Below are 23,218 nucleotides of genomic sequence, written 5' to 3'. Positions count from 1 at the left end.
CACACAACGCACCGATCCGTACGGACTCGGTGCACAAAGTCGAAGCGAACGCTGGCGCGGACGGAGCCGACGCGGGCGGTACGCCGTACGCGCCCCGGCCGGCCTGCTCCGCGCCACCCCCGACTCCACCACCCAACCTTGAGCCCCCACCAACCGTTTCCAGCCACCCCAAACGGTTGGCCAGAGCCCAAAGTCGAACGAACGGCCGTGCAGGCGATGAGCGGGACGGCGCGGGCCAGGTGGGGATGAGGCGCCTGCCCCACTTTGTGCATGACGCCCGTATGCGACGCGCCGATCCGTGCGGACTCGGTGCACAAAGCCGAACGAGCGCGGGCGCGGGCGGAGCCGACCCGGACGGTACGCCGTACGCGCCCCGGCCGACCTGCTCCGCGCCACCCCCGACTCCACCACCCAACCTTGAGCCCCCACCAACCGTTTCCAGCCACCCCAAACGGTTGGCCGGAGCCCAAGGTCGACCGAACGGCCGGGCAGGCGATGAGCGGGACGGCGCGGGCAAGGTGGGGATGAGGCGCCTGCCCCACTTTGTGCATGACGTCCGTATGCGACGCGCCTATCCGCGCGGACTGGGTGCACAAAGTCGAACGAACGCGCGGGCGCGGGTGGAGCCGGTGTGGGCGGTACGCCGTACGCGTCCCGGCCGCCTCGCTCCGCGCCAGCGCGACTCCACCACCAACCTTGAGCCCCCACCAACCGTTTGCGCCCGCCGAAAACGGTTGGTGAAGGCCCAAGGTTGGCCGGAGCACAACGTCGAACGGACCGCCGGGCTGGCGGTAGGCGGGGACGGCGCCGGCGAGCTGGGGTGGGCGCCGACCCGACTTTGTGCATGACGTCCGTATGCGACGCGCGGATCCGTGCGGACTGGGTCCACAAAGTCGAACGAACGCGGGCGCGGGTGGAGCCGGTGTGGGCGGAGTCGGCGCGGGTGGAGCTGGTGTCGGCGGTACGCCGTATGCGTCGCGGCCGGTCTGCTCCGCGCGGGCCCGGCTCCGCCACCCGGCTTTGGGTCCTCACCAACCGTTTTCGGCGGGTGCAAACGGTTGGTCGGGGCCCAAGGTTGGGTGGCGGTCGTTGGCGCGGGGGTGGAGGCGAGGCGGGCGCGGGGCGGGGCGGGCGCAGGCGGGGGGCCGGGGGCGGGGTGAGGGCGGAGGCGGCGCAGGGGCGGGGCGGAGGCGAGGCGGGCGCGGGGGGCGGGTGGGCGCGGGTGAGGGTGGAGGTGGGTTAGAAGTCTTCTGGGGTTAGGGAGGTGGCGGCGGAGATGCCTTCTAGGTAGCCTTCGGCGCGTTCGGATTTGGGGTAACGGTGGACGAGGGCCCAGAAGGTGGCGTTGTGGGTCGGCTCGATCAGGTGGGCGAGTTCGTGGACCAGGACGTAGTCGACGACCCACGCCGGCATGGACTGCAAACGGGTCGACAGGCGGATCGATCGGTCCGCCGGAGTGCAGGATCCCCAGCGTCTGTTTTGGTTCGAAACCCACCTCACGGACGCAGGTTCGGGCACTTCGGGGAGGTGGCGACACGCGAGTTCGTGTGCTCTGGCCAACAATTTTTCGTCCGACACGCGCGATCGGCTGCGCTGCTTCTCGAGTCGCGCCAGCATGGTTTCGACCCAGCGCGCCTCCTCGGCGGCGGACAGCCGGTCGGGCATCAGCACGACCACCCGCTCGCCGTCCCGGTACGCGCTGACCGTCCGCTTGCGGCGCTTGCTGCGCCGGATATCCACATAAGGCGGGATCGGGCGCGGTGGAGAGTCGGCCATGGCTCAAAAATGTACCCCCCGATTCCGACAACTTTCTTCGGTCCACACCCTGTGCATGGGTGTTTCCGCAGGTCAGACGCCAGATTTTGACGTCGGCGACCCTCGTTGTTCACATCGTGTTCCCCCGCCCGTCCACAGCGCCCGGCGGCGCGTCCCACAGGTTGCGCACAGAGTTATCCACAGGGGTGGACAACGTGGGCTTGCCCCCGCCGCCGCGACCTCCTAGCGTCATCGGCAACAGGCTCCCGGACCGCTTCCGGGGCCGCTCGGAGGGGAAGCCGAGTGGTGGCGGAAGCGGATCACCGGGAGCCTGTTCCGCGTCGGCGAAAGTTTCGGTAAGGGCTTTCCTCGGGGGATTCACGCGGCACGCGGACCGGGAGGTGCGCTTGAGCCTGCGCCAGGAGGCCGTAGGGTGAATCCCGACTGGGCCGAACGGCCTACGGCAGGACGGTCTGCCGTTAGCATCCAACGACTGCCCGGGGTGAGACCCCGGGCTGGAATTCAGAGCAAGGAGAGGGCCCTCATGGCAGAGACCTGGAGCGGCGAGTTCTACTGCGTCAAGTGCAAGGCCAAGCGCACCGCCGACGGCGAGGTCAAGGTCAACGACAAGGGCACGCGCATGGCGAAGGCCAAGTGCCCCGAGTGCGGTACGAACCTGAACCGGATCCTCGGCAAGGCCTGACGCACCAGCACCACGTCGTAGAGGCGGTGTCCGGCACGTTGCGCGTGCCGGGCACCGCCTCTCGTCGTACCCGACGCCGTACCTCGACCGCGACACACAGCGACATACTTGGCCCCCACCGGCGCCGGGGCTTGGGCGACCGGACAGAATGGGAACGTGTCGGACCTTCCTCGTAAGGCGCTGAGCCGGACCGCGAAACTTGCCAGCCTGCCGCTCGGTGCCGCCGGGCGTGCGACGGTCGGCCTGGGCAAGCGGATCGGCGGCGCGCCCGCCGAGGCCGTGTACGCCGAGTTCCAGCGCCGTACGGCGGACCAGTTGTTCGCCGTCCTGGGTGAGCTCAAGGGCGGCGCGATGAAGTTCGGGCAGATGCTCAGCCTGATGGAGTCCGCGATGCCGGAGGAGCTCGCGGCGCCGTACCGGGCGACCCTGACGAAGCTGCAGGACTCCGCCCCGCCGATGCCGGCCTCGACCGTGGACACGATCCTGAGCCGCGAGCTCGGCAGGCGCTGGCGGGACCGCTTCGACGAGTTCGGCGACGTACCGGCGGCCGCCGCGTCGATCGGCCAGGTGCACCGCGGCCGGCTGAAGGACGGCCGTGAGGTCGCGGTCAAGCTGCAGTACCCGGGCGCCGCGGAGGCCCTGCGTGCCGATCTGCGTCAGCTCGGCCGGTTCGCGCGGACGATCGGCAGCCTGATCCCCGGCCTGGACGTGAAGCCGCTGATCGCCGAACTCCAGGAGCGGATCGGCGAGGAGCTCGACTACGACCGTGAGGCGCAGGCCCAGCAGCAGTACGCCGACGCGTTCAAGGATCACCCGGAGTTCGTGGTGCCGCGGGTCATCAAGCACTCTCCCGCGGTGATCGTGTCCGAGTGGATCGAGGGCCGGCCGCTGTCGTCGTACATCACCGGCGGCACCAAACAGGAGCGGGACACGATCGGGCTGAAGTACGTCCGGTTCATGTTCAGCGGGCCGAAGTACGCCGGTCTGCTGCACTCCGACCCGCATCCGGGGAACTTCCGCGTGCTGGCCGACGGGCGGCTCGGCGTGGTCGACTTCGGCCTCTGCGCGCGGCTCCCGGACGGCCTGCCGCCGGCGATCGGGCGGCTGCTGCGGATCTCGCTGAAGGGTGACGGCCTGGCGGTCCGGGACGGGCTCAAGGCCGAGGGCTTCATCAAGCCCCGGATGGAGATCGACCCGGACCAGCTGATGGACTACTTGGCGCCGTTCGCGGAGCCGGCCCGCGAGGAGAGCTTCCAGTTCAGCCGGGACTGGATGCGCGCGCAGGCGAACCGGACCGGCGACTTCCGGTCCCCTAACGCGTCCCTGGCCCTCCGCCTCAACATGCCGCCGTCGTACCTGCTGATCCACCGTGTCTGGATCGGCGGCATGGCCGTCCTGTCCCAGCTCGAGGCCGAGGCCCCGTTCCGCTCGGTCCTGGAGGAGCTCCTGCCCGGCTTCAGCGACGACTGAGCGCGGGCAGCGCGCGCAGGGTGACCGCCAGCAGGATCGCCATCGCAGTGAGCGCCACGGCGGTGATCCCGGCGGCGACGTGGAGTCCGGAGGTGAAGGCGTCGCGAGCCTGATCGAGTACGTCGGCAGGCGCGCCCTGGCTGATCGCTTCGCCCAGCGAGTTGTCGCCACGACCGTCGGTACGGCTGCGGTAGACCGCGGTGACCACGCTGCCGAGTACGGCGATGCCGAGCGAGTACCCGAACTCGTTGCCGGTCTGGGTCAGCGCACCGGCGGAGCCGGCCTTCTCGGGCGGCACCGAGCCGATGACCAGGTTCGTCCCCAGAATGACCAGCGCGCCCGGACCGAGGCACTGCACGGCGAACGCGATCACCAGCACCGTGGTCGAAGTCGTCAGGCTGACCACGGCCATGCCGGCCACCGTGAACGCGACACCGGCCGGGATCAGGATGCCCGGGCGGATCCGCTGGCCCAGCCGCGGCGCGAGCTGGAAGCCGATCGTCGACGTGATCATGCCCGGGACCAGCGCCAGACCGGCGTCGAGCGGAGTCATCCCCTTCACCAGCTGGAAGTACTGCGCGACGAAGACCATCACGCCGCCGGACAGCATCGAGTACGCCGTCATGCTGCCGAGCGTCACGCTGAACGTCCGCCGCGTGAACAGGTGCACGTCCACCAGCGGGTCGTCCAGCCGCCGCTGACGCCGTACGAACATCCAGCCGAAGGTGCCGCCGACCAACAGGGACCCGATGGACTGGGCGCCGGCGCCGTGCGCGGCGAGGTGCTTCAGGCCGTGGATGGCCGGCAGAATCGCGGCCAGTGACAGCAGAACACTCGGTACGTCGATACGCCCGGCCTTCTCGTTCCGGTACTCCGGGAGGATGAACGGCCCGACCGCCAGCAGAACCACCATCGCGGGAACGCCGATCAGGAAGGCGGAGCCCCACCAGAAGTGGTTCAGCAGGACGCCACCGACGATCGGGCCGACGATCGCGCCGACGGTGAAGCAGCCGCCCCAGACACCGAGCGCGGTCGCCCGCTGCCGCTCGTCCGGGAACAGCGTGGAGATCAACGCCAACGTGCACGGCGCGATCGCAGCTCCGGCGATGCCCAGCACCGCGCGGGCACCGATCAGCATCTCGGGGCTCACGGAGTACGCCGCCACGATCGAGGCGACGCCGAACACCGCAGCGGCGATCAGCAGCAGCCGCCGGCGGCCGAGGCGGTCGCCCAGACTGCCCATAGTGATCATCAGGCCGGCCACCATGAACCCGTACACGTCCAGGATCCACAGCTGCTGGCTACTGGTGGCGCCGAGCGCTGCGGTGACCGCAGGCACAGCCAGCAGCATCACGAACAGGTCCAGGGACACGAGCAGCGACGCGAGGCACAGCACGCCCAGCGCGATCCACTGCCGCTTGCCGGTGGCCACGGTGTCGGCCTCGAGGCTGAGGGTCATGATCCGGTCCTTCCACAGGAGTGTTGTCACTCACTGCGTCGGACGGCACATTGCGAGATCGACAGTGGGTACAGAGATTTCCAGGAGGTCGTGATGACAACGATGGACAACCTGCCCGCGGTCATGTCAACGGAGGAGTGGCTCGAGGCCCGCCGGGAGCTGCTGAGGCTGGAGAAGGAGGTCACCCGGGCCCGTGACCGCCTGAATGCCGAGCGCCGACGGCTGCCGATGATCCGGATGGACAAGCCCTACATCTTCGAGGGACCGGGCGGTGAGCTCGGTCTGCTCGACCTGTTCGACGGCCGGGATCAGCTGGTGATGCACCACTTCATGTTCGGGCCGGACTGGGACGAAGGGTGCCCGAGTTGCTCGTCAGCCGCTGACGAGATCGGCAACCTCCGCCAGCTGTACGTGCGCAACACGTCACTGGTCGCCGTGTCGCGGGCGCCGTACCCGAAGATCGCCGCGTTCAAGGAGCGGCTGGGCTGGACGTTCCCCTGGTACTCGTCGTACGGGAGCGACTTCAACTACGACTTCCACGCCACGCTGGACGACCGCGTCGCGCCGGTGATGCTGCACTTCCGCACGCAGGAGCAACTGGCGAACGAGAAGGGGACGCCGTGGACGGACGGTCCGTGGACGGCGGACATGAACGGCGAGGAGATGCCGGGCATCAGCACGTTCGTCCGGGTCGGCGACGAGGTGTTCCACACGTACTCGACGTTCGGCCGGGGCATCGAGGACTTCCACAACTGCTACCGGTACCTCGACCTGACCGTCCTCGGTCGGCAGGAGGTCTGGGAGGAGCCGAAGGGGCGCGCCGAGCCGCTCGGTCTGCACGTCGGCGGACCCGCGATGCGTGTCCCGGACCGGTACGACTACCAGTAGACCGAGTCGAGCTTCCCCTCGATGCCGCGGACGTTCTCCCGGGCACACCGGTCGCAGTACAGCAGCTTGCGGCCGTCCTCGACCGAGGTCATCCAGGTCAGCGGCACGTCCTCGGACGCCGCCTGTTGACCACACAACGCACAGGTAGCACTTGCCATAGGACTATTCTGCACCGCGTGCGATGGGTGATTCACGGCGAGGGTGAGGTCTGGGGCAATCGATGGTTGAGCGTACGGCGGTTGGACGTCGAGCAGCCTGATGGCGAGCGGTACGACTACCACGCGGTGCGCCTCAAGGACATCGCCGCCGCGGTCGTGACCCGGGACGAGTGCGTGCTGCTGATGTGGCGGCACCGGTTCCTGACCGACACCTGGGCGTGGGAGATCCCGATGGGGATCATCGAGGCCGATGAGAGCCCGGTGGCCGCCGCGGCACGGGAGCTCGAGGAGGAGACCGGGTGGCGGGCGGACGGGCTCACTGAGCTCATCCGCTCGGAGCCGGCGGCCGGGATCATGGACTCGCGGCATTTCGTGTTCCGGGTGACGAGTGCGCGGTACGCCGGACCGCCGACGGAGCGCAACGAGTCGGACCGGATCGAGTGGATCCCGCTGGCCGACGTACCCGGAATGATCGCCCGGCACGAGATCGTCAGCGGCATCACGCTGGTCGGCCTGCAGCAACTGCTGCTCTCTGAGCGTGGCTGAGGGGCGGCACCCCCTTTGGGTGCCGCCCCTCAGTGATTCAGCTGGTCAGGCTGTGATTCTGGTGGATCAGACGAGGCGGGCGAGTGCGAGGCGCGCGCGTGCGCTGGCCCTCTCGGCTCGCCGGCCTGCCCGCTCGGCCTGCTTCTGCGCCTTCTCGATCTGGTGAGCGAGGCGGAAGCGCCGGTTCTGCTCTGCGTCCTTCAGCAAGCTACGACAATGAGCACGGGCGAGATCTTCGTGAAGTAAATGCATTTCGGTGCTCCTGGTGAAAGTCTGAGTGGTCACGTTGAACTCGTTTCGGATGGGTTGAAGGTCGTCAGGCGGCGGTTACGGTGTCACTCTTGCGGGGACGCCCACGGGGCCGCTTGCGCGGAACCACCACACCTTGGACGAACAGTTCGCCGCCCCACACTCCCCACGGCTCGGAACGCTCGAGCGCTCCGGCCAGGCACTCGGCCTTCAGCGGGCAGGTGGTGCACAGCGACTTTGCGTACTCGACGTCCGCCGGCGATTCGGCGAAGAAGAGTTCCGGCGCGTAGGACCGACAGGGCAGGTCCTGCGACGTTGCGACCTCGGTGAAGACATCGAGGAAGCTCACGCTCATTCCGGTCACCTCCCAGTGACTTTTGGTTGCTGATCTCTTGTCGTCGGTGACGGCTGCCGGTTTGACGGCCGCCAAATCTTTGGGACAAACAAAAGGGCCGCGGGACCCTTGGTGGGTTCCGCGGCCTGGAGGTGCCGGCTCTGACGTCTTGTCAGACCGGTGGACTCCATGCTCGAGAACCCGAACCGCCGTACTTCACATCGCCGACAGCTCCGCCCGTGAACTGGGCAGCGCCGGAGGCCATGAGCACAACGGTCGCGACGTGCAGGCGCGGCGAGGCACCCTGAATCGGGGCGCACGGCAGCGCGGCAGCGTCGCTGAACGGCTTCTTGACCGTGTTGGTGATCATTTCCAGGGCACCTCCTCTCGTTGTGGCGAAGCGGGCGGCTAGCTCGATCGCTATGGTGGTTTGAAGTTTTCGGCCAGGCTTCGACCGCAGAAAGAACAGTACGCCGTCCGCGCCGGAGCCCGCAAACTATTTATTGTCAGTTCGCGAAGTTGGCCGGAAGTTGCCGCTCCGGCGGCGGGAACTCACCGCTGGCCAGCCCCGGCGAAGCCAAAAACAGATACCGTCGGCACGCTCCGGGACGCCATCCGCACGCTCCGGGATCGTTGCCTCTGTCACCTAACTGCCACGTCTGCCCCCAGCAGAACACGGCACGTCCTCCAGGATGCGCCGCGATTCTCGTGCCTGGCAACAGGTTTGCCCGAAAGGGCAACCGGTCAGCGGGTGCAGAGGTTGAGGATGTGCTCGCCGTACTTGGTCAGCTTGGTGTGGCCGATGCCCGGGATCTGCCGGAGCGCCTGGGCGTCGCCGGGCTTGGTCTCGGCGATCGCGGTGAGGGTCGCGTCGGTGAGGATCACGAACGCCGGCATCTTCTCGGACTCGGCCTGCTCGGTGCGCCACTCGATCAACGCGTCGTACAGCTTCTGGTCGATGGAGGACGGGCAGTCCTCGCAGCGGCCGAGCTTGCGGGCGCCCGGGTCGGTCAGGCCGCGGCCGCAGACCCGGCATTTCGGGATCGGGCGGCTGGACTTCTCGGAGCGCGCCGGGCGCTCCCAGTTGGTGGGCGTCGACGGGGTCCACTCGGAGCGCGCCGTACGGACGCCGATCGGGTCCAGGAAGCGGGTCGGCCCGCGCGTACCGCGACCGCCCGGCGAGCGGGAGGTGGACCAGCTGATGAACAGCTGCTGCTTGGCCCGCGTCACGCCGACATAGAACAGCCGCCGCTCCTCCTCGACCTGCGCCGGCGTCTGGGCGTAGGTGATCGGCAGCGTCCCCTCGTGCGCCCCGACGATGAAGACGGACTCCCACTCCAGGCCCTTGGCCGCGTGCAGCGTCGCCAGCGTGACGCCCTCGGCGAGCGGCGCATGCTGGATCGTCGCCCGACGGTCCAGCTCGGCCATCAGCTCCGGCAGCCGCGCGTCGGGATTCGCCGCGGCGAAGTCGGACGTCATCGTCACCAGTGCGCTCAGCGACTCCCACCGATCCCGCACCGCGCCAGTCCCGGTCGGTGGCTCCTGCGTCCAGCCGGCACCGCCCAGCACTCCGGTCACCGTGGTGACCAGGTCGTCCCCGGCCTGGCCGGCCTTGGCCTGCCCACGCAGCAGTACGGCGGCCTGCCGGATCTCCGCGCGCTCGAAGAACCGCTCCGCACCCTTCAGCACGGTCGGGATCTTCCGCTCGGCCAGCGCCTGCTCGAAGTTCTCCGACTGCGCGTTGGTCCGGAACAGTACGGCGATGTCCCGCAGCGCCACGCCCTCGTCCTTGAGCCGTACGACGGCCCGCGCCACCGCGTCCGCCTCCGCGACCTCATCCGAGTACTCGCGGTAGACCGGAACCGGCCCGGCCTCCTTCTGCGACCGCAGCGTGACCCGGCCGGGCAGCCCGTTCGGACCGGCCGCGTCCAGGATCTTGTTCGCCACGTCGACGATCTGCGGCGTCGACCGGTAGTCGCGGACCAGCTTGATCACGGTCGCCGACGGATGCCGCGACGCGAAGCGCACCAGGTTCTCCGGGTCGGCGCCGGCCCACGAGTAGATCGTCTGCGCCGGGTCGCCGACCACACACACGTCCTCGCGGCCGCCGAGCCACAGGTCGAGCAGAGTCTGCTGCACCGGCGAGACGTCCTGGTACTCGTCCACGACGAACGTCCGGTACTGCCGCCGGATCTCTGCCGCCACCCGCTCGTCCTCCGCGAGCAGCGCGACCGTACAGAGCAGGACGTCCTCCAGGTCGATCCGCCCGCGTTCCAGCTTCACATCCTCGTACGCCGCGAAGATCCGGGCGATCGTCGCCGGGTCGAAGGCCGCCAGCGCCCGCGCCGACTTGGGCGCCAGCCGCGCATAGTCGTCCGGCCGGACGTTGCTCACCTTGGCCCACTCGACCTCACCGGCCAGGTCGCGCAGCGCGGGCGTGTCCACCCGGACGCGGCAGCGGGACGCGGCCTCGGTCAGCAGCGGGAACTTGCGGTCCGCGATCGGCGGCAGCTCCCCGCCGTACACCTTCGGCCAGAAGAAGCGGGCCTGCCGAAGCGCGGCGGAGTGGAACGTGCGGGCCTGCACGCCCTGGACGCCGAGCTGCGCGAGCCGGCCGCGCATCTCCCCCGCGGCCCGCTGGGTGAACGTCACCGCGAGCACCCGGACCGGGTCGAACGTCCCGGTGCGCACGCCGTACGCGATCCGGTGGGTGATCGCCCGCGTCTTCCCCGTCCCCGCACCGGCCATCACCGCGACGGCACCGTGCAACGTGGTCGCGACGGCCCGCTGCTCCGGGTCGAGGGCCTCCAAGAGGTCGTCGGCGGATGCAGATCGTGTGAAGTCGCTCACGGGTTGAGACATGCGGGAACAGCACCACCAGCACCATGGTTCGGATACGTCGAGGGCAACCCTAGACGGCGCGCCCGACAAATCCCCTCCCCACTCCTCAAGGAGTCCGCCGATGTCGGCTTTCACGATGTACTCAACGCCTTGGTGCGGTTACTGCCACCGGCTGAAGGGCCAGCTGAAGCGGGCCGGTATCGAGTTCACCGAGATCGACATCGAGCAGGTCCCGGAGGCCGCGAAGATCGTCGAGAAGGTCAACAACGGCAACCAGACGGTGCCGACCGTGGTCTTCCCGGACGGCACCGCGATGACGAACCCGTCGCTCGCCCAGGTCGCGGAGAAACTCGTCGCGTAACAACTGACTCAGGTCATATCGCCTGAGTTATGGACATTACGGTCATGACCGTTATACCTTGCGGTGAACTACGCCGCAGGGAGTCCGCCCATGTTCTCGCGCCGTCAATTCCGTTGTGCCCTGATCACGTTCGCCGTGACGCTCGGTCTGCTCGCCACCGGCGGACTGCACGCCACCGCGGCCCCGCCGGGGGATCTGCCTGACCCGTTCCCGTCGGAGAACTGGCCGCTCGGCACCCCGACGCGACCGATCGCGCCGTCGGCCGATGCCATCTTGGACCTCGGCTCGCCGATCAGCTCGCTCACGATCATGGAGGGCGCGATCGGCCACACGCCCGACGGTCGCGACGTCGTGTACGCCGTACCTGCGGGTGAGAACGCGCGACTCAACGTCGTCGACCTGCACAGCCGCCAGCTGATCCGCACCGTGCCGTTGCCCGGCGCCGCCGGCGGCTGGGCGATCGTGGTGACGCCGAACGGTGACGTCTACCTCGGTACCTACGCCAACGCGCACCTCTACCGCTACAGCCCGGCCACGGGTGAGGTGACCGACCTGGGGCAACCCATTCCGGGCGAGTCCCAGATCTACGGCCTCACCTCCGACCGGGCCGGCAACGTGTACGCCGGGACGTACCCGACGGCCCACGCGTTCAAGTACGACGCGACGACCGGACAGGTCACCGACTACGGCTCACTCGACCCGGTACAGCAGTACGCGCGCTCCACGGTCTACGACCCCGACCACAACAAGCTGTTCGTCGGCGTCTCCACTCCGAACGCCAGGCTGCTCCGCATCGACGTGGACACCAAGGCGGTCGAGGACATCACTCCCCCGGGCACGACGGCCAAGGACTTCATCGACCTGGACTACGCCGCCGGCAAGGTGTTCGCGAACGCCAGCAGCCGCCTGGTCGTGGTCGACGCGGTGACGGGCGAGCAGGTCAAGTACACCGACAGCACCACAGGCCAGCAGGTAATGGACTACCCGATCGCTGCGCGCGGTGTCTCCGCAGCCGGACCAGGTGGCGTCTACTTCACCAACAACACCCTGTCCCTTACGCACTACGACCTGGACACCAACACGGTCGGTCCGGTGTCACCGCCGCGCACACTGACCCGTGGCGCATCCATCGGCTACGGCTGGGTGACTGAGAACGGCGTACCGGTGCTGTACGGCCTGGCTGGTAACTACTCCGGTGGAACGTTCCGCTACAACCCAGCGGATGGGACGCTCGCGCAGTGGAGCTCACCGTTCCAGTACGTGCCGTCGCCGCTCATGCACGAGCTGGCCGACCCCGTCACCGGCAAGGTGTTCGTCAACGTCTATCTGAACGGCTCCACGGCCATCTACGACCCGGCGGCCGGCAAGTCCACGGTCACCACCCGGCAGGGACAGGTGGAAGGCTGGGCGTGGGCGGGCAGCAAGATGTACGTCGGCATCTACCCGTACGGCCGGTTGTCGCTCTGGGATCCGGCCCTACCGGACAGCCCGACCAACCCAAAGGAACTGTTCAGCCTGGTCGACAGCGATCACCAGAACAGGCCGGTCGCCGTGGTCCCCGCCGGCAACAGCGTGTACGTCGGCACCACACCGGCGTACGGCGAATACGGGGGCGCGCTGACCGTGTACGACGTACCGACTGGCAGCCACACGGTCTACCGCAACCTGGTGACCGACCAGACGATCTCCTCCATCGTTCCCTCCGGTGCTGACGTCTGGGTCGGCTCAAGCATCGAGGGTGGTCAGGGCACTGACCCGCGGGCCAGTGAGGCGCACCTGATCAAGGTGGACCCGGCAACGGGCGAGGTGCTCACCGACATCGTTCCGGTGTCCGGTGCGGCCAGCATCAACGAGCTGATCACCGGACCGGACGGCAACATCTGGGGGCTCGCGGACGGCATCGTGTTCGCGGTCGACCCGTCCATCGGTGAGGTGCAGCGCCTGCTGCCCGTGTTCAGCGGAGCCACCGGATCGCAGGACGGCGCACTGTCCTGGCGCGACGGCTACCTGTACGGCGTGACCGGCGGCCGCCTGTTCGTCCTGGACATCCTGAGCGGCCGCACGACCGTGCTGCGCGACCACGGCCTCAACCGGCTCACGCAGACGCCGGACGGCACCTACTACACGCTGTTGCGTCCGGACGGCTACATCAACCCGACCAACTTGGCGTCGTACACCCCACCGGTCGACCCGTGTCCCCAGTCGGACGTCAGGGCGACGGTCTGGACAGGGAACATCGACAGTCACGTGCAGAACCGCTTCCTGACGTACGGCTGCACGTTGACCGACGTACTGCCGGACGCGGAGGCTGACTGGCCGAGCCACGGGGCATACGTGCTCGCAGTCGACCGCAAGCTGCGTCAGCTCGAGGCGGACGGCTCGGTCGAGCGCTGGGAGGGCATCCTGATCAGGATCGCCGCAGCGCGGTCCGATGTGGGCAGGACCTAGTCACCAGCTCCCGGTGAGGCTCTCGCCGTACCAGCCTTCGATCAGGCGGCGGGAGATCGAGATCGCGCCCGGGAGGGCCATCGTGCCGGCGTCCACCAGCACGCGGAGGTCCTCTCGGGTGAACCACTTCGCCTCGGCGATCTCGTCCTGGTCCACGTCGATGTCGAAGTTCGTCGCCTTCGCGTAGAACCCCAGCATCAGGCTCGCGGGCAGCGGCCACGGCTGGCTGCCCGCGTACTCGACCTCCTGCCCGACGATCACACCGGTCTCCTCGAGCACCTCACGCCGTACGGCGGCCTCCAGCGACTCACCGGGCTCCACGAAGCCGGCCAGCGTGGAGTACCGGCCCGCAGGCCAGGCCTCGTTGCGGCCGAGCAGTGCGCGGTCCTGGTCGTCTGTGACCAGCACGATGATGGCCGGGTCGCTGCGCGGGAAGTGGGACAGCCCGCACGACGGGCAGCGCCGTACGTGTCCGGCCTCCGCTATCTCAGTGTGCTCGCCGCAGTTCCCGCAGTGCGTGTAGACGGCGTGCCAGTTGGACAGTCCGATCAGGTGCACGGCGATGCCGGCCTGGCGGTCGTCCAGCACCGCGCCGAGCTCGCGGAGTCCGCCGTACGACTCGTCGCCCTCCCCACTGACCATTACGCCGAACACCGCGCGGCCCTCTGCGGTCATCCCGGCCCCGGACTCGCGATCGATGCCGAGGAAGACCCGGATCCCTTCCGGCGCATCGGACGGCGGCACGAACCGCACCGCGGAGCGGTCGTCGACCACCCGGATCTTGTCACCGGCCACGACCGCCACCTGCGTTTCGGGCGCGGCCCAGGCCTTTTCCAGCCAGTCGTCGTCACGGCGGCGGTCGGCGGCGCGGTCCAGCACGGACCGGGACAGGGCTAGCGAACCAGGAGCGATGGAGTAGGCCACATGCCTCAACATATCCCGCGCCCGTGAGAGCATCCCCGCATGAGTATTCACATCGCCGCCGAGAAGGGGCAGATCGCACCCCGGGTGCTGTTTCCGGGCGACCCGCTGCGGGCCAAGTGGATCGCGGAGACCTACCTGTCCGACGTGATCTGCTACACCGAGATCCGCAACATGTTCGGGTTCACGGGCACCTACAAGGGTGAGCGCATCTCCGTGCAGGGCTCCGGTATGGGCCAGGCGTCTGCCTCCATCTACGCGAACGAGCTGTTCGAGGAGTACGACGTACAGACCTTGATCCGGGTCGGCACCTGTGGCGCGCTGACCGAGGCGGTCCGGGTCCGCGACGTGATCATCGCGATGTCCGCGAGCACCGACTCGCAGATGAACCGGCTGCGCTTCCACGGCATCGACTACGCGCCGACCGCCGACTACAAACTGCTCCGCGCAGCAGTGGACGCGGCCGAGGCAGCAGGGCTGAACGTGCACGTCGGCCAGGTGTTCTCCGGCGACCTGTTCTACAACGACCGCCCGGACCTGGTCTCGCGGACCGCGGAGTACGGCGTACTCGGCATCGAGATGGAGGCCGCGGCGCTCTACACGCTGGCCGCGAAGTTCGGCCGCCGCGCGCTCGGCATCATGACCGTGTCGGACCACCTGATCACGCACGAGGTGACGTCCGCGGAGGAGCGCCAGACGACGTTCTCCGAGATGATCACGATCGCCCTCGACGCAGCGATCGAGGTGCCGGTCTGAGCCCCCGGTACGGCGCTGCGCTCCTGGCCTGCGCCGCACTTGTCGTGGGGACCACGTCCTGCTCCGGCAACAAGCCTGAGTCGAACGGAACCCCAAGCACCAGCACCTCCGGTACGCCGACCGCGAGCAACACGTCCTCAGGACCCGAGGAGACGCTGCCGGACCTCACGGCGACACAGGTCGTCGCAGCGTTCACGGGCAAGCAGTACAAGTGCAGCACCGACGAGGCGTACGAGACCTGCAGTAGCGGCTTGCGGTCGGTCCAGGTGCTGACCGGCACGCACCCACGTCCGCCGGTGATCTCGCTGCAGGCGGCCGGCCCGGCGACCGAGTCGACGACGCGGCTGACCGAGTTCGCACCGGAGGCGCTGGAGCTGGCGCACGTGAATCCGCGCGGTCAGATCGCCGACTGGCTCAAGCAGCAGGCAGGCAAGGCGTCGGCGCAGACCACGTTCGGCGACTGGAACGTCGAGTTCTCGACCGAGTCCGACACCGACGCACCGGGCGCGATCCTCACGCTCACCGACAAGCTCTGCAAGGCGAACTGCGGCGCCGAGTAGCAGCTGTGGCTACGCCGCGACCAGCTTGGGCAGGACCTGCATGATGCGGTTCGTCAGCAGGTCCGGGACCTTTTCCGGGTTCGCGGCGTAGCCGACCACAGCCTGCTCGAACAGGCCGTCGACCAGCGCGTACGCCGTCGGCGCGTCCACGGTCGGTGTGGTTCCGGTGAGATCGGCGTACCGCGACAGGATCCGCCAGATCATCTCTTCGAGCAGCAGGTCGATCGCCTCGACGTCCGGGCGGAGTTGCTCCTCGAACATGCTCTGCGCCCGCAGGTCGTACCAGAGCTTGTGCATCGGGGTCTCCTCGACCAGCGTCTGGGTCATCTTGCCCAGGAAGCCGGTCGCGAGCTCGTCACCGGACGTCGCGGCCTCGACCACCTCGTCGTACCGCCGGGCGCACTTGGTCTTGTAGTAACGCACGCAGTAGCTGATCAGGTCGATCTTGTCGCGGAAGTAGTAGTGCACGACGCCGTGCGTGAACTCGGAGTTGTTCGCGATCTCGCGCAGGCTGGTGCGCGCGTAGCCGAGCTCACCGAGCGTCTTCAGCGCCGACTCCGCCAGCGCGACCCGGCGGCGTTCGATCTTGTCGATCCCGGAGACACGGGCAGGCCGCTCCTCAGCAGCGGACGCCACGGCGATCACCCACTCTCCTACTCGGATCCGATGCGCCAGAGTACCCCGCCCCGGGCCAGGCGCGTCCCGGAGCGGGGAGATTTCTTGACAAGTGTCAAACAAAGTCTTGACGACTGTCAAAAGACTGGATCAGAGTGTGAACAACCCGCGCAGAGCAAAGGAGCTTCCAGATGGGTTCACTCGATCTCTCCGGCCGCAAGGCCCTGGTCACCGGCGGAGCGCAAGGACTCGGCGAGGGGATGGCCAAAGCCCTCGCGGCGGCCGGCGCCAAAGTCGTGATCAGCGATATCCAGAAGGACGCCGGCGAGGCGGTCGCCGACGCGCTCGACCAGGAGTACGGCGCGGGCAACGGCTTCGTCGCCCACGACATCACCGACGACGGTGCCTGGGAGAACGCGGTCGTCGCCGCCAACGACATCCTCGGCGGCCTCGACATCCTGGTGAACAACGCGGGGGTGGAGATCACCAGCCTGCTCACCGAGGTGACCGCGGACCAGATCCGCAAGATGCTCGAGGTCAACGTCCTCGGCACCACGCTCGGCATCAAGTGGGGCCTGCGGACGATGCGTCCCGAAGGCCTGGCCGGCCAGGGCGGCGCGATCATCAACGTCGCGTCGGTCGCCGCCACCATCGCGTTCCCCGGCATCGCCGTGTACTCCGCGACCAAGTCCGCCGTCGACCGGCTGACCCGCGTCGCCGCGATGGAGTCCGGCAAGCTCGGGTACGGCGTCCGCGTCAACTGCATCTACCCGGGCCTGGTCCCGACCGCGATGGGCGCCGGCCTGGCGAACGACGTGGCCCAGCTCGGCCTGTTCGAGTCGCCCGACGCCGCGGTCGCCGCGGTGATCGGACTGACCCCGGCCGGCCGCCTCGGCGAGGTCGCCGACATGGCCGACGCGGTGGTCTTCCTCGCGTCCGACGAGGCCCGGTTCATCACCGGCATCGGTCTGCCGGTCGACGGCGGAATGGGGATGTGATGGCGAGCAAACCTGTTGTTGTGTACGGCGCCTCCGGCTATACCGGCCGCCTGGTCTGCGAGTACCTGCGCCAGTACCACGTCCCGTTTATCGCGGCCGGACGTGACGAGGCGAAGCTCAAGGCTTCTATGGAGTCACATGTTCCTGGCATCGAGACAGCCGACTACGAGATCGCAGCAGTCGACCACGACGTCGCTGCGCTCACCGAGCTGTTCACAGGCGCGTCCGTCGTACTGAACACGGTCGGACCGTTCAGTGAGCTCGGTCCGGCGGCTGTGGAGGCAGCACTCGCAGCAGGTGCGCACTACACCGACACGACCGGTGAGCAGGACTGGCTGATGACCTGCGACGAGAAGTACGGTCCGCAGTTCGCTGAGGCCAACCTGGTGCTGGCCCCGGGAATTGCGCAGATGTACACCACCAGCGAGATCGCTGCGCAGCTGTGCCTCGAGCAGCCCGGCCTGGACACCCTGGACATCGCCGTCTTCTGGGGCGGCAGTCCGACCATCGCCTCGACCCGCACGATTCTGGTGAACGCTGCGACGTCGAAGGCGCACTACCTCGAGAACAACCAGTACGCCGAGTTCCCCGTGCAAGGCCTGGTGTCCTTGGTGGTTCCCGGCCAGCACGAGCTCGCACTGTCGCTGCCCTGGGGTGGCATGTCGCATCCGGTGTGGTTCAAGCGCGATCCACGGGTGGCGAACTGTAAGGCACAGGGCGGTGTGTTCAACGCCGCGCTGATGAACGGGGTCCCGCAGATCGTCGCAGCGGCGCTGGAAGCCACGAAGGACATGTCGCCCGAGGACCGCAACACCGCACTGACCGAGACAGCTCGGCAGGTGATGAACGAGATGCCGCCGCGGGAGAACCCACGCGTCAACAAGACGCTGGACTCGGTGCACGCGTCCGGACCGCTCGGGCGGGCGCACTGCGTCATCCACGGCAACAGCAACTACCAGCAGACCGGTCTGCTCCAGGCGTACGCGGCGTACTCGCTGCTGCAGACGCCGCCGAAGCGGGTCGGTTTCGCGAGTGGCTGCCAGGCATTCGGTCACCGTGAACTGCTTGGCGTACTGCGGAGCTTCGGGCTGGTGTCGGAGCCGCAGCTCACGGTACAACGCTGATGCGACTGGTCGAGTACCTGGACAAGGGGGCGTCGCTGGCGCCGGGTGCCCCCTGTCTGACCACGGACGGGGAGACGCTGACGTACGCCGACGTACAGCAGCTCTCGTACCGGATCGCGGGCGCGCTGGCGGCAGCCGGCGTACGGCCGGGTGGCAAGGTGGCGATCCTGTCCGCGAACGACCCGGTGGCGTTCAGTTGCGTGTTCGGGATCAGCCGGGCCGGTGCGGTCTGGTGCCCGATCAACCCGCGCAACGAGGCCGCGGAGAACCGTGAACTGCTCGACCAGTTCGACTGCGAGGTACTGATCTACCAGGCGGCGTTCGCGCCGCTGGTGGACCGCATTCGGGACTCACTGCCGAAGGTGCACACGTTCGTGTGCCTCGACGGCGAGCCCTCCAGCTCCGGCCCGACCCCCCACCCCAGCGGCCGGAGAACTGTCGGCTGGGACGCGTTCTGCGGGGGCGCGTCCCAGCCGGCACCCGATCTGATCGACCTGACCGACCCTGGTGATCTGGCGATGATCGTCGGGACAGGTGGCACGACCGGGCGCCCGAAGGGAGTCATGCTCGGCAACAGCAACCTTGAGACGATGACCGCGCTCACGTTGATCGGGTACCCGTTCGGCGAGCGACCGGTCTACCTGGCGCTGGCGCCGCTGACACACGCAGCAGGTGTGCTGTGCTTCCCGGTGCTCGCGTCCGGCGGCGAGATCGTGATCATGCGAGCTCCCGACGTACATGCCTTCTTGGAGCTGATACCGCGCCACGGGGTGACGCACACGTTCCTGCCGCCGACGCTGATCTACATGGTGCTGGCGGCGCCGGAGCTCGACTCCACGGACCTGTCGTCGCTGCGGTGCTTCTGGTACGGCGCTGCGCCGATGTCGGTCGCCCGGCTCGAGGACGCGCTGCAGCGGATCGGTCCGGTGATGGCGCAGCTGTTCGGGCAGACCGAGGCGCCGATGATGATCTCGATGTTGCCGCCCGCCGCACACTTCGATGCCGACGGCAACATCGCCCGGGGACGGCTGTCTTCCGCGGGACGGCCGTCCCCCCTTGTCACGGTGGCGATCATGAGCGCGGACGGCACGCTGCTCCCGCACGGTGAGCGCGGCGAGATCGTGGTGCGCGGGTCGCTGGTGATGCAGGGGTACTACCGGAACGCCGAGGCGACCGCAGCGGCTTCGGCGTACGGCTGGCACCACACCGGCGACATCGGGTACCTGGACGACGACAACTACCTGTACATCGTCGACCGAGCGAAGGACATGATCATCACCGGCGGCTTCAACGTGTACTCCACCGAGGTCGAGCAGGCGCTGATGGCGCACGCCGACGTACGGGACTGCGCAGTGATCGGCCTGCCGGACGAGAAGTGGGGCGAGCGGGTCGTGGCCGTCGTACAGCTCCAGCCGGGCAGTGCGGTCGAACCGGACGAGCTGATCGCGTTCGCGAAGGCACAGATCGGCAGTGTGAAGGCACCGAAGCAGGTGCTCGTCTGGCCCGACCTGCCACGCTCCAAGGTCGGCAAGGTCGTGAAGCCGGACATCAAGGCCCGGCTAGCTGCCGGCTGAGGCTCCGGCGGTCGACGCCACCACGATGGCGGCTGTGACGGCCGCCTGCATCTCGGCGACTGCCTTCTTCACTGCGGCCGCAGCCCAGTCCGAATCGGCGATCTCCTTCGCCCGCTGCTTCAGCGCCTTCTTGTCCACCGCATCCGTGATGACCTTCGGTACGACGTTCAGCGCACTGAGGAGAGCGATCAACGCAGCGGTGCGCTGGTCCGGCGTCGTACCGACCTTCAGCACGCTCTCCAGCCCAGCGCGCACCTCCTGCTCGTGCCGCGCGTCCTTGGCGGGCCAGCGCGTCACCGGGAACAGTCCAAGCACCCTGCCCTGGTCTTCCTCCAGCACACCCCGCTCGGCGAGCCGCGCCAGCAGCTGGTTGCGCAGCCGCTTCGAGAGCGCTCCGATCTGGTCCTTCGGCTTCTTCCCCGGCTTGTTGACCACGTACGCCAGGCGCTCGTCCAGGATCGGGTCTCCGGTCGGTGCGCCGTCCAGCACCTGCAGACGGCCCGCCTTGCCGTCGATGGTGATGTCGAGCTTCCGGTTCAGCGTCAGCTCGATCAGCACCGCGCCGGCCAGCGCGTAGTCCAGGCCGGGCGACCCCGCGACGGGCTTACCGGTCTCGTCGTCGTACAGGAGCAGCAGCAGGTCCTCGGCGATCAACATGTCACCAACGTAGGCAGGATGTGCGGTTCGGCACATCCGCCGCGCGGGCTACTTCCGGGGTCCGCCCTGGGATGGTTGGATCGGTTTAGGTAAGGTAAGCCTTAGCTAACACGCCCGCCCAGCCTGGGAGCATCCGCCATGACCAGAGCATTGCCCGAGCCGACGTACCGGCGGTTCGTCGCCGGCCTCGGCACCCTGAGCCTCCGCCCGTTAGACCTCGCTGAGGACGTGACCACGCTGCACAGCTGGGTCACCCAGCCGTATGCGCGGTACTGGGGCTTGCTGACCGCGTCCGTCGCCGACGTGCACGCGGAGTACCTCCGGATCGCCTCGACGGCGCATCACCGCGCGTTCCTCGGCGAGCACGACGGGCGGCCCGCGTTCCTGATGGAGCGTTACGAACCGTCCGAGGACGTTGTGGGCCGGACGTACGACGTGGCGCCGGGCGACATCGGCATGCACGTCCTGGTGGCGCCGCCCGTGGTGCCGATTTCCGGGTTCACCGGGGCGGTGTTCGAGACGATCATGGACAGCCTGTTCAGCGATCCGCTTGTTGATCGGGTGGTGGTCGAACCCGACGTACGGAACGTGAAGATCCAGGCGCTGAACGCGCGGATGGGATTCCGCGAGCACAGCATCGTGACGTTGCCCGAAAAGCAGGCGTGGTTGAGTTTCTGCACGCGTGACCAGTACGCCGAGGCGCATCGAATGAACGAGGCGGGCTGATGAATCACTGGACTGTGGTCAACCAGGCGCTGGTCCGGAAAGCGCTGGCGGAGTTCACCCACGAGCGCATTCTCGAACCAGTTGCTGACAGCAATGAGTATGTCGTCGGCCGGTACCGGTTCGCCGCCCGGCTTTATCCCTTGAATCATTGGGATATCTCTTCAGTTGTCCGCGACGACGGTTTGGCGGTCGACGCCCTGGAGTTCATCACCGAATTCCACGAGCAGCTCGGGATCGGGCGCGAGATGCTGCCGGTGTACCTGGAGGAGATCAGCAGCACGCTGGCGTCGGCGGCGTACAAGCTGTCGAAACCGGACCTGACGGCGGCGGACCTGGTCACCGCGGACTTCCAGACCATCGAGGCCGGGATGACCGAGGGGCATCCGTGCTTCGTCGCGAACAACGGGCGGCTCGGGTTCGGGCTCACGGACTATTTGGCTTATGCGCCGGAGACCGGCGCGGGCGTGCAGCTGACGTGGATCGCGGCCCGGCGGGACCGGACCACGGTTTCTTGTAGTTCTTCGACGACGTTCGACTCGATGCTGCGGTCGGAGTTGGGCGACGAGATGTACTCCCGCTTCGCGGCGGTCGCCGACCCGGCGGAATACGTCTATCTGCCGGTGCATCCGTGGCAGTGGGACAACAAGACGTCGATCACGTTCGCCGCCGACATCGCTTTGCGGCACATCGTTCATCTCGGGTCGACGGACGACATTTATCAGCCGCAGCAGTCGATCCGGACGTTCTTCAACCGGTCCGAGCCTTCCCGGTGCTACGTGAAGACGGCGTTGTCGGTGCTCAACATGGGGTTCATGCGCGGGCTGTCCCCGTCGTACATGGCCGCGACGCCGGCGATCAACGACTGGGTGCACTCGGTGGTCTCGAACGACGTCGTCCTGAAACGCTACGGCTTCACGGTGTTGCGCGAGATCGCGGCAGCCGGGTACCACAACCGGTACTACGAGAACGCGACCGACAAGACGTCGCCGTACCGGAAGATGTTGTCGGCGCTCTGGCGGGAGAGCCCGGTGCCGTCGCTGGAGCCCGGTGAGCGGCTCGCGACGATGGCGTCGCTCCTGCATGTCGACCGGCACGGTGCGTCGGTGGCCGCGGCGCTGGTACGGGCGTCCGGCCTGGCGCCGGCGGACTGGCTGCGCGCGTACGTCGACGCGTACCTGATCCCGTTGCTGCACAGCTTCTACGCATACGAATTGGTGTTCATGCCGCACGGCGAGAACCTGATCCTGGTACTGCGGGACGCGATTCCGATCCGCGTGACCATGAAGGACATCGCCGAGGAGATCGCCGTACTCAGTCCGTCGACCTTCGTGCCGCCTGAAGCGGAGCGGGTGCGGGCCGACGTACCGGACGACGAGAAGTTGCTGTCGATCTTCACCGACGTCTTCGACTGCATCTTCCGCTTCCTGTCCCCGCTGCTGGATCGCGAGCGCCTGCTGACGCCGGACGAGTTCTGGTCCGTGGTGGCGGACGCGATCCGCGACTACCAATCGGCGACACCGGAACTGGCCGAAGCGTTCGCGAAGTACGACATCTTCGCGCCGGAGTTCGCCCTCTCCTGCCTGAACCGCCTCCAACTCCGCAACAACCAGCAAATGGTCGACCTGACCGACGTAGCCGGCTCCCTACAATTCGTCGGCACCCTCCAGAACCCCCTGATCACCCCGCCCGACTAACACACCCGCGCCCTGCGCCCGCCGCGTCACCCACCCACACGAGGGGACATCCGGCTCTTGTGACTTATGTGTGGGTGGTCGACGGGTTCCAGTGCGGTGCGGGCCGGGTGTGATGTGCACGCTCGACAGGACATGTCGAGTGGCGGGGTAGTGCACCTGAGCGTGAACGTGCCCGTGCGTACACCGTCTCACCGGTGCACTACCTGTCGAGCGTGCACATCACCCCGCCGCGAGCACCCGTGCCGCCACCAACCCGATCACCCAGCCGCCCATGCAGCACAAGAACGGATATCCGGCTCTTCTGACTGATCCGTGGGTCAGTTTCGGCCGGGGAGGGGTGGGCGGTAGCCGCCGAGGGTGAGCATGGCCAGGGCGATGAGG

23 protein-coding genes are annotated in these 23,218 nt (G+C 68.0%); 13 read left to right on the top strand and 10 right to left on the bottom strand.

Annotated elements, in window-relative coordinates; all coding sequences use genetic code 11:
* Positions 1-1,239: 1,239 nt before the first annotated feature.
* Positions 1,240-1,776, bottom strand: a complete 537-nt coding sequence (locus ACWF0M_RS25540) for a YgjP-like metallopeptidase domain-containing protein (protein ID WP_452238226.1) — start codon at positions 1,774-1,776, stop codon at positions 1,240-1,242.
* Between the two features lie 523 nt (positions 1,777-2,299).
* On the opposite strand from ACWF0M_RS25540, the gene ACWF0M_RS25535 reads away from it, so the two are divergent.
* Together ACWF0M_RS25535 and ACWF0M_RS25530 are read left to right on the top strand one after the other, a co-directional pair.
* A complete protein-coding gene (locus ACWF0M_RS25535; protein WP_012922897.1) occupies positions 2,300-2,458 on the top strand; it encodes a DUF5679 domain-containing protein in 159 nt (52 codons plus the stop codon).
* 156 nt (positions 2,459-2,614) lie between these two features.
* Entirely contained in the window at positions 2,615-3,928 is a 1,314-nt protein-coding gene (locus ACWF0M_RS25530; RefSeq protein WP_452238225.1) for an ABC1 kinase family protein, read from the top strand.
* Here ACWF0M_RS25530 and ACWF0M_RS25525 read toward each other — a convergent pair.
* A complete protein-coding gene (locus tag ACWF0M_RS25525; protein ID WP_452238224.1) occupies positions 3,915-5,387 on the bottom strand; it encodes an MFS transporter in 1,473 nt (490 codons plus the stop codon). The two genes, ACWF0M_RS25530 and ACWF0M_RS25525, sit on opposite strands and share 14 nt — an antisense overlap.
* 93 nt (positions 5,388-5,480) lie before the next feature.
* On the opposite strand from ACWF0M_RS25525, the gene ACWF0M_RS25520 reads away from it, so the two are divergent.
* Complete coding sequence (locus ACWF0M_RS25520) at positions 5,481-6,275, top strand: DUF899 domain-containing protein (RefSeq protein WP_452238223.1); 795 nt, start codon at positions 5,481-5,483, stop codon at positions 6,273-6,275.
* Here the strand turns inward: ACWF0M_RS25520 and ACWF0M_RS25515 are convergent.
* On the bottom strand, positions 6,266-6,433 hold the full coding sequence (locus tag ACWF0M_RS25515; RefSeq protein WP_452238222.1) for a hypothetical protein: 168 nt from the start codon (positions 6,431-6,433) through the stop codon (positions 6,266-6,268). The two genes, ACWF0M_RS25520 and ACWF0M_RS25515, sit on opposite strands and share 10 nt — an antisense overlap.
* Before the next feature lie 18 nt (positions 6,434-6,451).
* On the opposite strand from ACWF0M_RS25515, the gene ACWF0M_RS25510 reads away from it, so the two are divergent.
* Complete coding sequence (locus ACWF0M_RS25510) at positions 6,452-6,979, top strand: NUDIX domain-containing protein (RefSeq protein ID WP_452238221.1); 528 nt, start codon at positions 6,452-6,454, stop codon at positions 6,977-6,979.
* A 66-nt stretch (positions 6,980-7,045) separates the two neighbouring features.
* On the opposite strand, the gene ACWF0M_RS25505 is transcribed toward ACWF0M_RS25510, so the two are convergent.
* From ACWF0M_RS25505 to ACWF0M_RS25490, 4 genes are all read right to left on the bottom strand, one after another.
* Positions 7,046-7,186: a hypothetical protein gene (locus tag ACWF0M_RS25505; protein ID WP_238150791.1), complete on the bottom strand. Its 141-nt coding sequence runs from the start codon at positions 7,184-7,186 to the stop codon at positions 7,046-7,048.
* 109 nt (positions 7,187-7,295) lie between these two features.
* On the bottom strand, positions 7,296-7,583 hold the full coding sequence (locus ACWF0M_RS25500; protein ID WP_131285495.1) for a WhiB family transcriptional regulator: 288 nt from the start codon (positions 7,581-7,583) through the stop codon (positions 7,296-7,298).
* A 151-nt stretch (positions 7,584-7,734) separates the two neighbouring features.
* A complete protein-coding gene (locus ACWF0M_RS25495; protein WP_452238220.1) occupies positions 7,735-7,932 on the bottom strand; it encodes a hypothetical protein in 198 nt (65 codons plus the stop codon).
* 374 nt (positions 7,933-8,306) lie between these two features.
* On the bottom strand, positions 8,307-10,424 hold the full coding sequence (locus ACWF0M_RS25490) for an ATP-dependent DNA helicase UvrD2 (protein ID WP_452238219.1): 2,118 nt from the start codon (positions 10,422-10,424) through the stop codon (positions 8,307-8,309).
* A 100-nt stretch (positions 10,425-10,524) separates the two neighbouring features.
* Between ACWF0M_RS25490 and ACWF0M_RS25485 the strand changes: the two genes are divergently transcribed.
* Together ACWF0M_RS25485 and ACWF0M_RS25480 are read left to right on the top strand one after the other, a co-directional pair.
* Positions 10,525-10,764, top strand: coding sequence for a mycoredoxin (locus ACWF0M_RS25485; protein WP_131285498.1), 240 nt, complete (start codon positions 10,525-10,527; stop codon positions 10,762-10,764).
* Between the two features lie 90 nt (positions 10,765-10,854).
* A complete protein-coding gene (locus ACWF0M_RS25480; RefSeq protein WP_452238218.1) occupies positions 10,855-13,212 on the top strand; it encodes a hypothetical protein in 2,358 nt (785 codons plus the stop codon).
* On the opposite strand, the gene nudC is transcribed toward ACWF0M_RS25480, so the two are convergent.
* Positions 13,213-14,136, bottom strand: a complete 924-nt coding sequence (gene nudC / locus ACWF0M_RS25475) for an NAD(+) diphosphatase (protein WP_452238217.1) — start codon at positions 14,134-14,136, stop codon at positions 13,213-13,215.
* A 39-nt stretch (positions 14,137-14,175) separates the two neighbouring features.
* Between nudC and deoD the strand changes: the two genes are divergently transcribed.
* Positions 14,176-14,889 (top strand): purine-nucleoside phosphorylase, encoded by a 714-nt coding sequence (gene deoD / locus ACWF0M_RS25470; protein WP_410784949.1) that lies wholly within the window; start codon positions 14,176-14,178, stop codon positions 14,887-14,889.
* A 44-nt stretch (positions 14,890-14,933) separates the two neighbouring features.
* Positions 14,934-15,449, top strand: coding sequence for a hypothetical protein (locus ACWF0M_RS25465; protein WP_452238216.1), 516 nt, complete (start codon positions 14,934-14,936; stop codon positions 15,447-15,449).
* 9 nt (positions 15,450-15,458) lie between these two features.
* On the opposite strand, the gene ACWF0M_RS25460 is transcribed toward ACWF0M_RS25465, so the two are convergent.
* Positions 15,459-16,094 carry a TetR/AcrR family transcriptional regulator gene (locus ACWF0M_RS25460; protein WP_452238215.1) on the bottom strand — a complete coding sequence of 212 codons (636 nt, stop codon included), beginning with the start codon at positions 16,092-16,094 and terminating at the stop codon, positions 15,459-15,461.
* Positions 16,095-16,255: 161 nt separating this feature from the next.
* Here ACWF0M_RS25460 and ACWF0M_RS25455 point away from each other — a divergent pair, with 161 nt between their 5' ends.
* The 3 genes from ACWF0M_RS25455 to ACWF0M_RS25445 are packed head-to-tail and all read left to right on the top strand — an operon-like array spanning position 16,256 to position 19,760.
* Complete coding sequence (locus ACWF0M_RS25455; protein ID WP_452238214.1) at positions 16,256-17,062, top strand: SDR family NAD(P)-dependent oxidoreductase; 807 nt, start codon at positions 16,256-16,258, stop codon at positions 17,060-17,062.
* Positions 17,062-18,186 (top strand): DUF5938 domain-containing protein, encoded by a 1,125-nt coding sequence (locus ACWF0M_RS25450; RefSeq protein WP_452238213.1) that lies wholly within the window; start codon positions 17,062-17,064, stop codon positions 18,184-18,186. Before ACWF0M_RS25455 ends, ACWF0M_RS25450 begins: the two co-directional genes overlap by 1 nt.
* Positions 18,186-19,760 carry an AMP-binding protein gene (locus ACWF0M_RS25445; protein ID WP_452238212.1) on the top strand — a complete coding sequence of 525 codons (1,575 nt, stop codon included), beginning with the start codon at positions 18,186-18,188 and terminating at the stop codon, positions 19,758-19,760. The genes ACWF0M_RS25450 and ACWF0M_RS25445 overlap by 1 nt, the downstream gene beginning before the upstream one ends.
* Here the strand turns inward: ACWF0M_RS25445 and ACWF0M_RS25440 are convergent.
* Entirely contained in the window at positions 19,746-20,417 is a 672-nt protein-coding gene (locus ACWF0M_RS25440) for a GOLPH3/VPS74 family protein (protein WP_452238211.1), read from the bottom strand. The genes ACWF0M_RS25445 and ACWF0M_RS25440 overlap by 15 nt on opposite strands.
* Positions 20,418-20,555: 138 nt before the next feature.
* Between ACWF0M_RS25440 and ACWF0M_RS25435 the strand changes: the two genes are divergently transcribed.
* Positions 20,556-21,143, top strand: a complete 588-nt coding sequence (locus ACWF0M_RS25435; RefSeq protein ID WP_452238210.1) for a GNAT family N-acetyltransferase — start codon at positions 20,556-20,558, stop codon at positions 21,141-21,143.
* On the top strand, positions 21,143-22,837 hold the full coding sequence (locus tag ACWF0M_RS25430; protein ID WP_452238209.1) for an IucA/IucC family protein: 1,695 nt from the start codon (positions 21,143-21,145) through the stop codon (positions 22,835-22,837). The genes ACWF0M_RS25435 and ACWF0M_RS25430 overlap by 1 nt, the downstream gene beginning before the upstream one ends.
* Positions 22,838-23,218 lie beyond the last annotated feature (381 nt).

It is taken from the genome of Kribbella sp. NPDC055110, from assembly GCF_053607525.1.
Note: the sequence above shows the minus strand (reverse complement) of the source record. Positions and strands in the feature narration are given on the sequence as shown.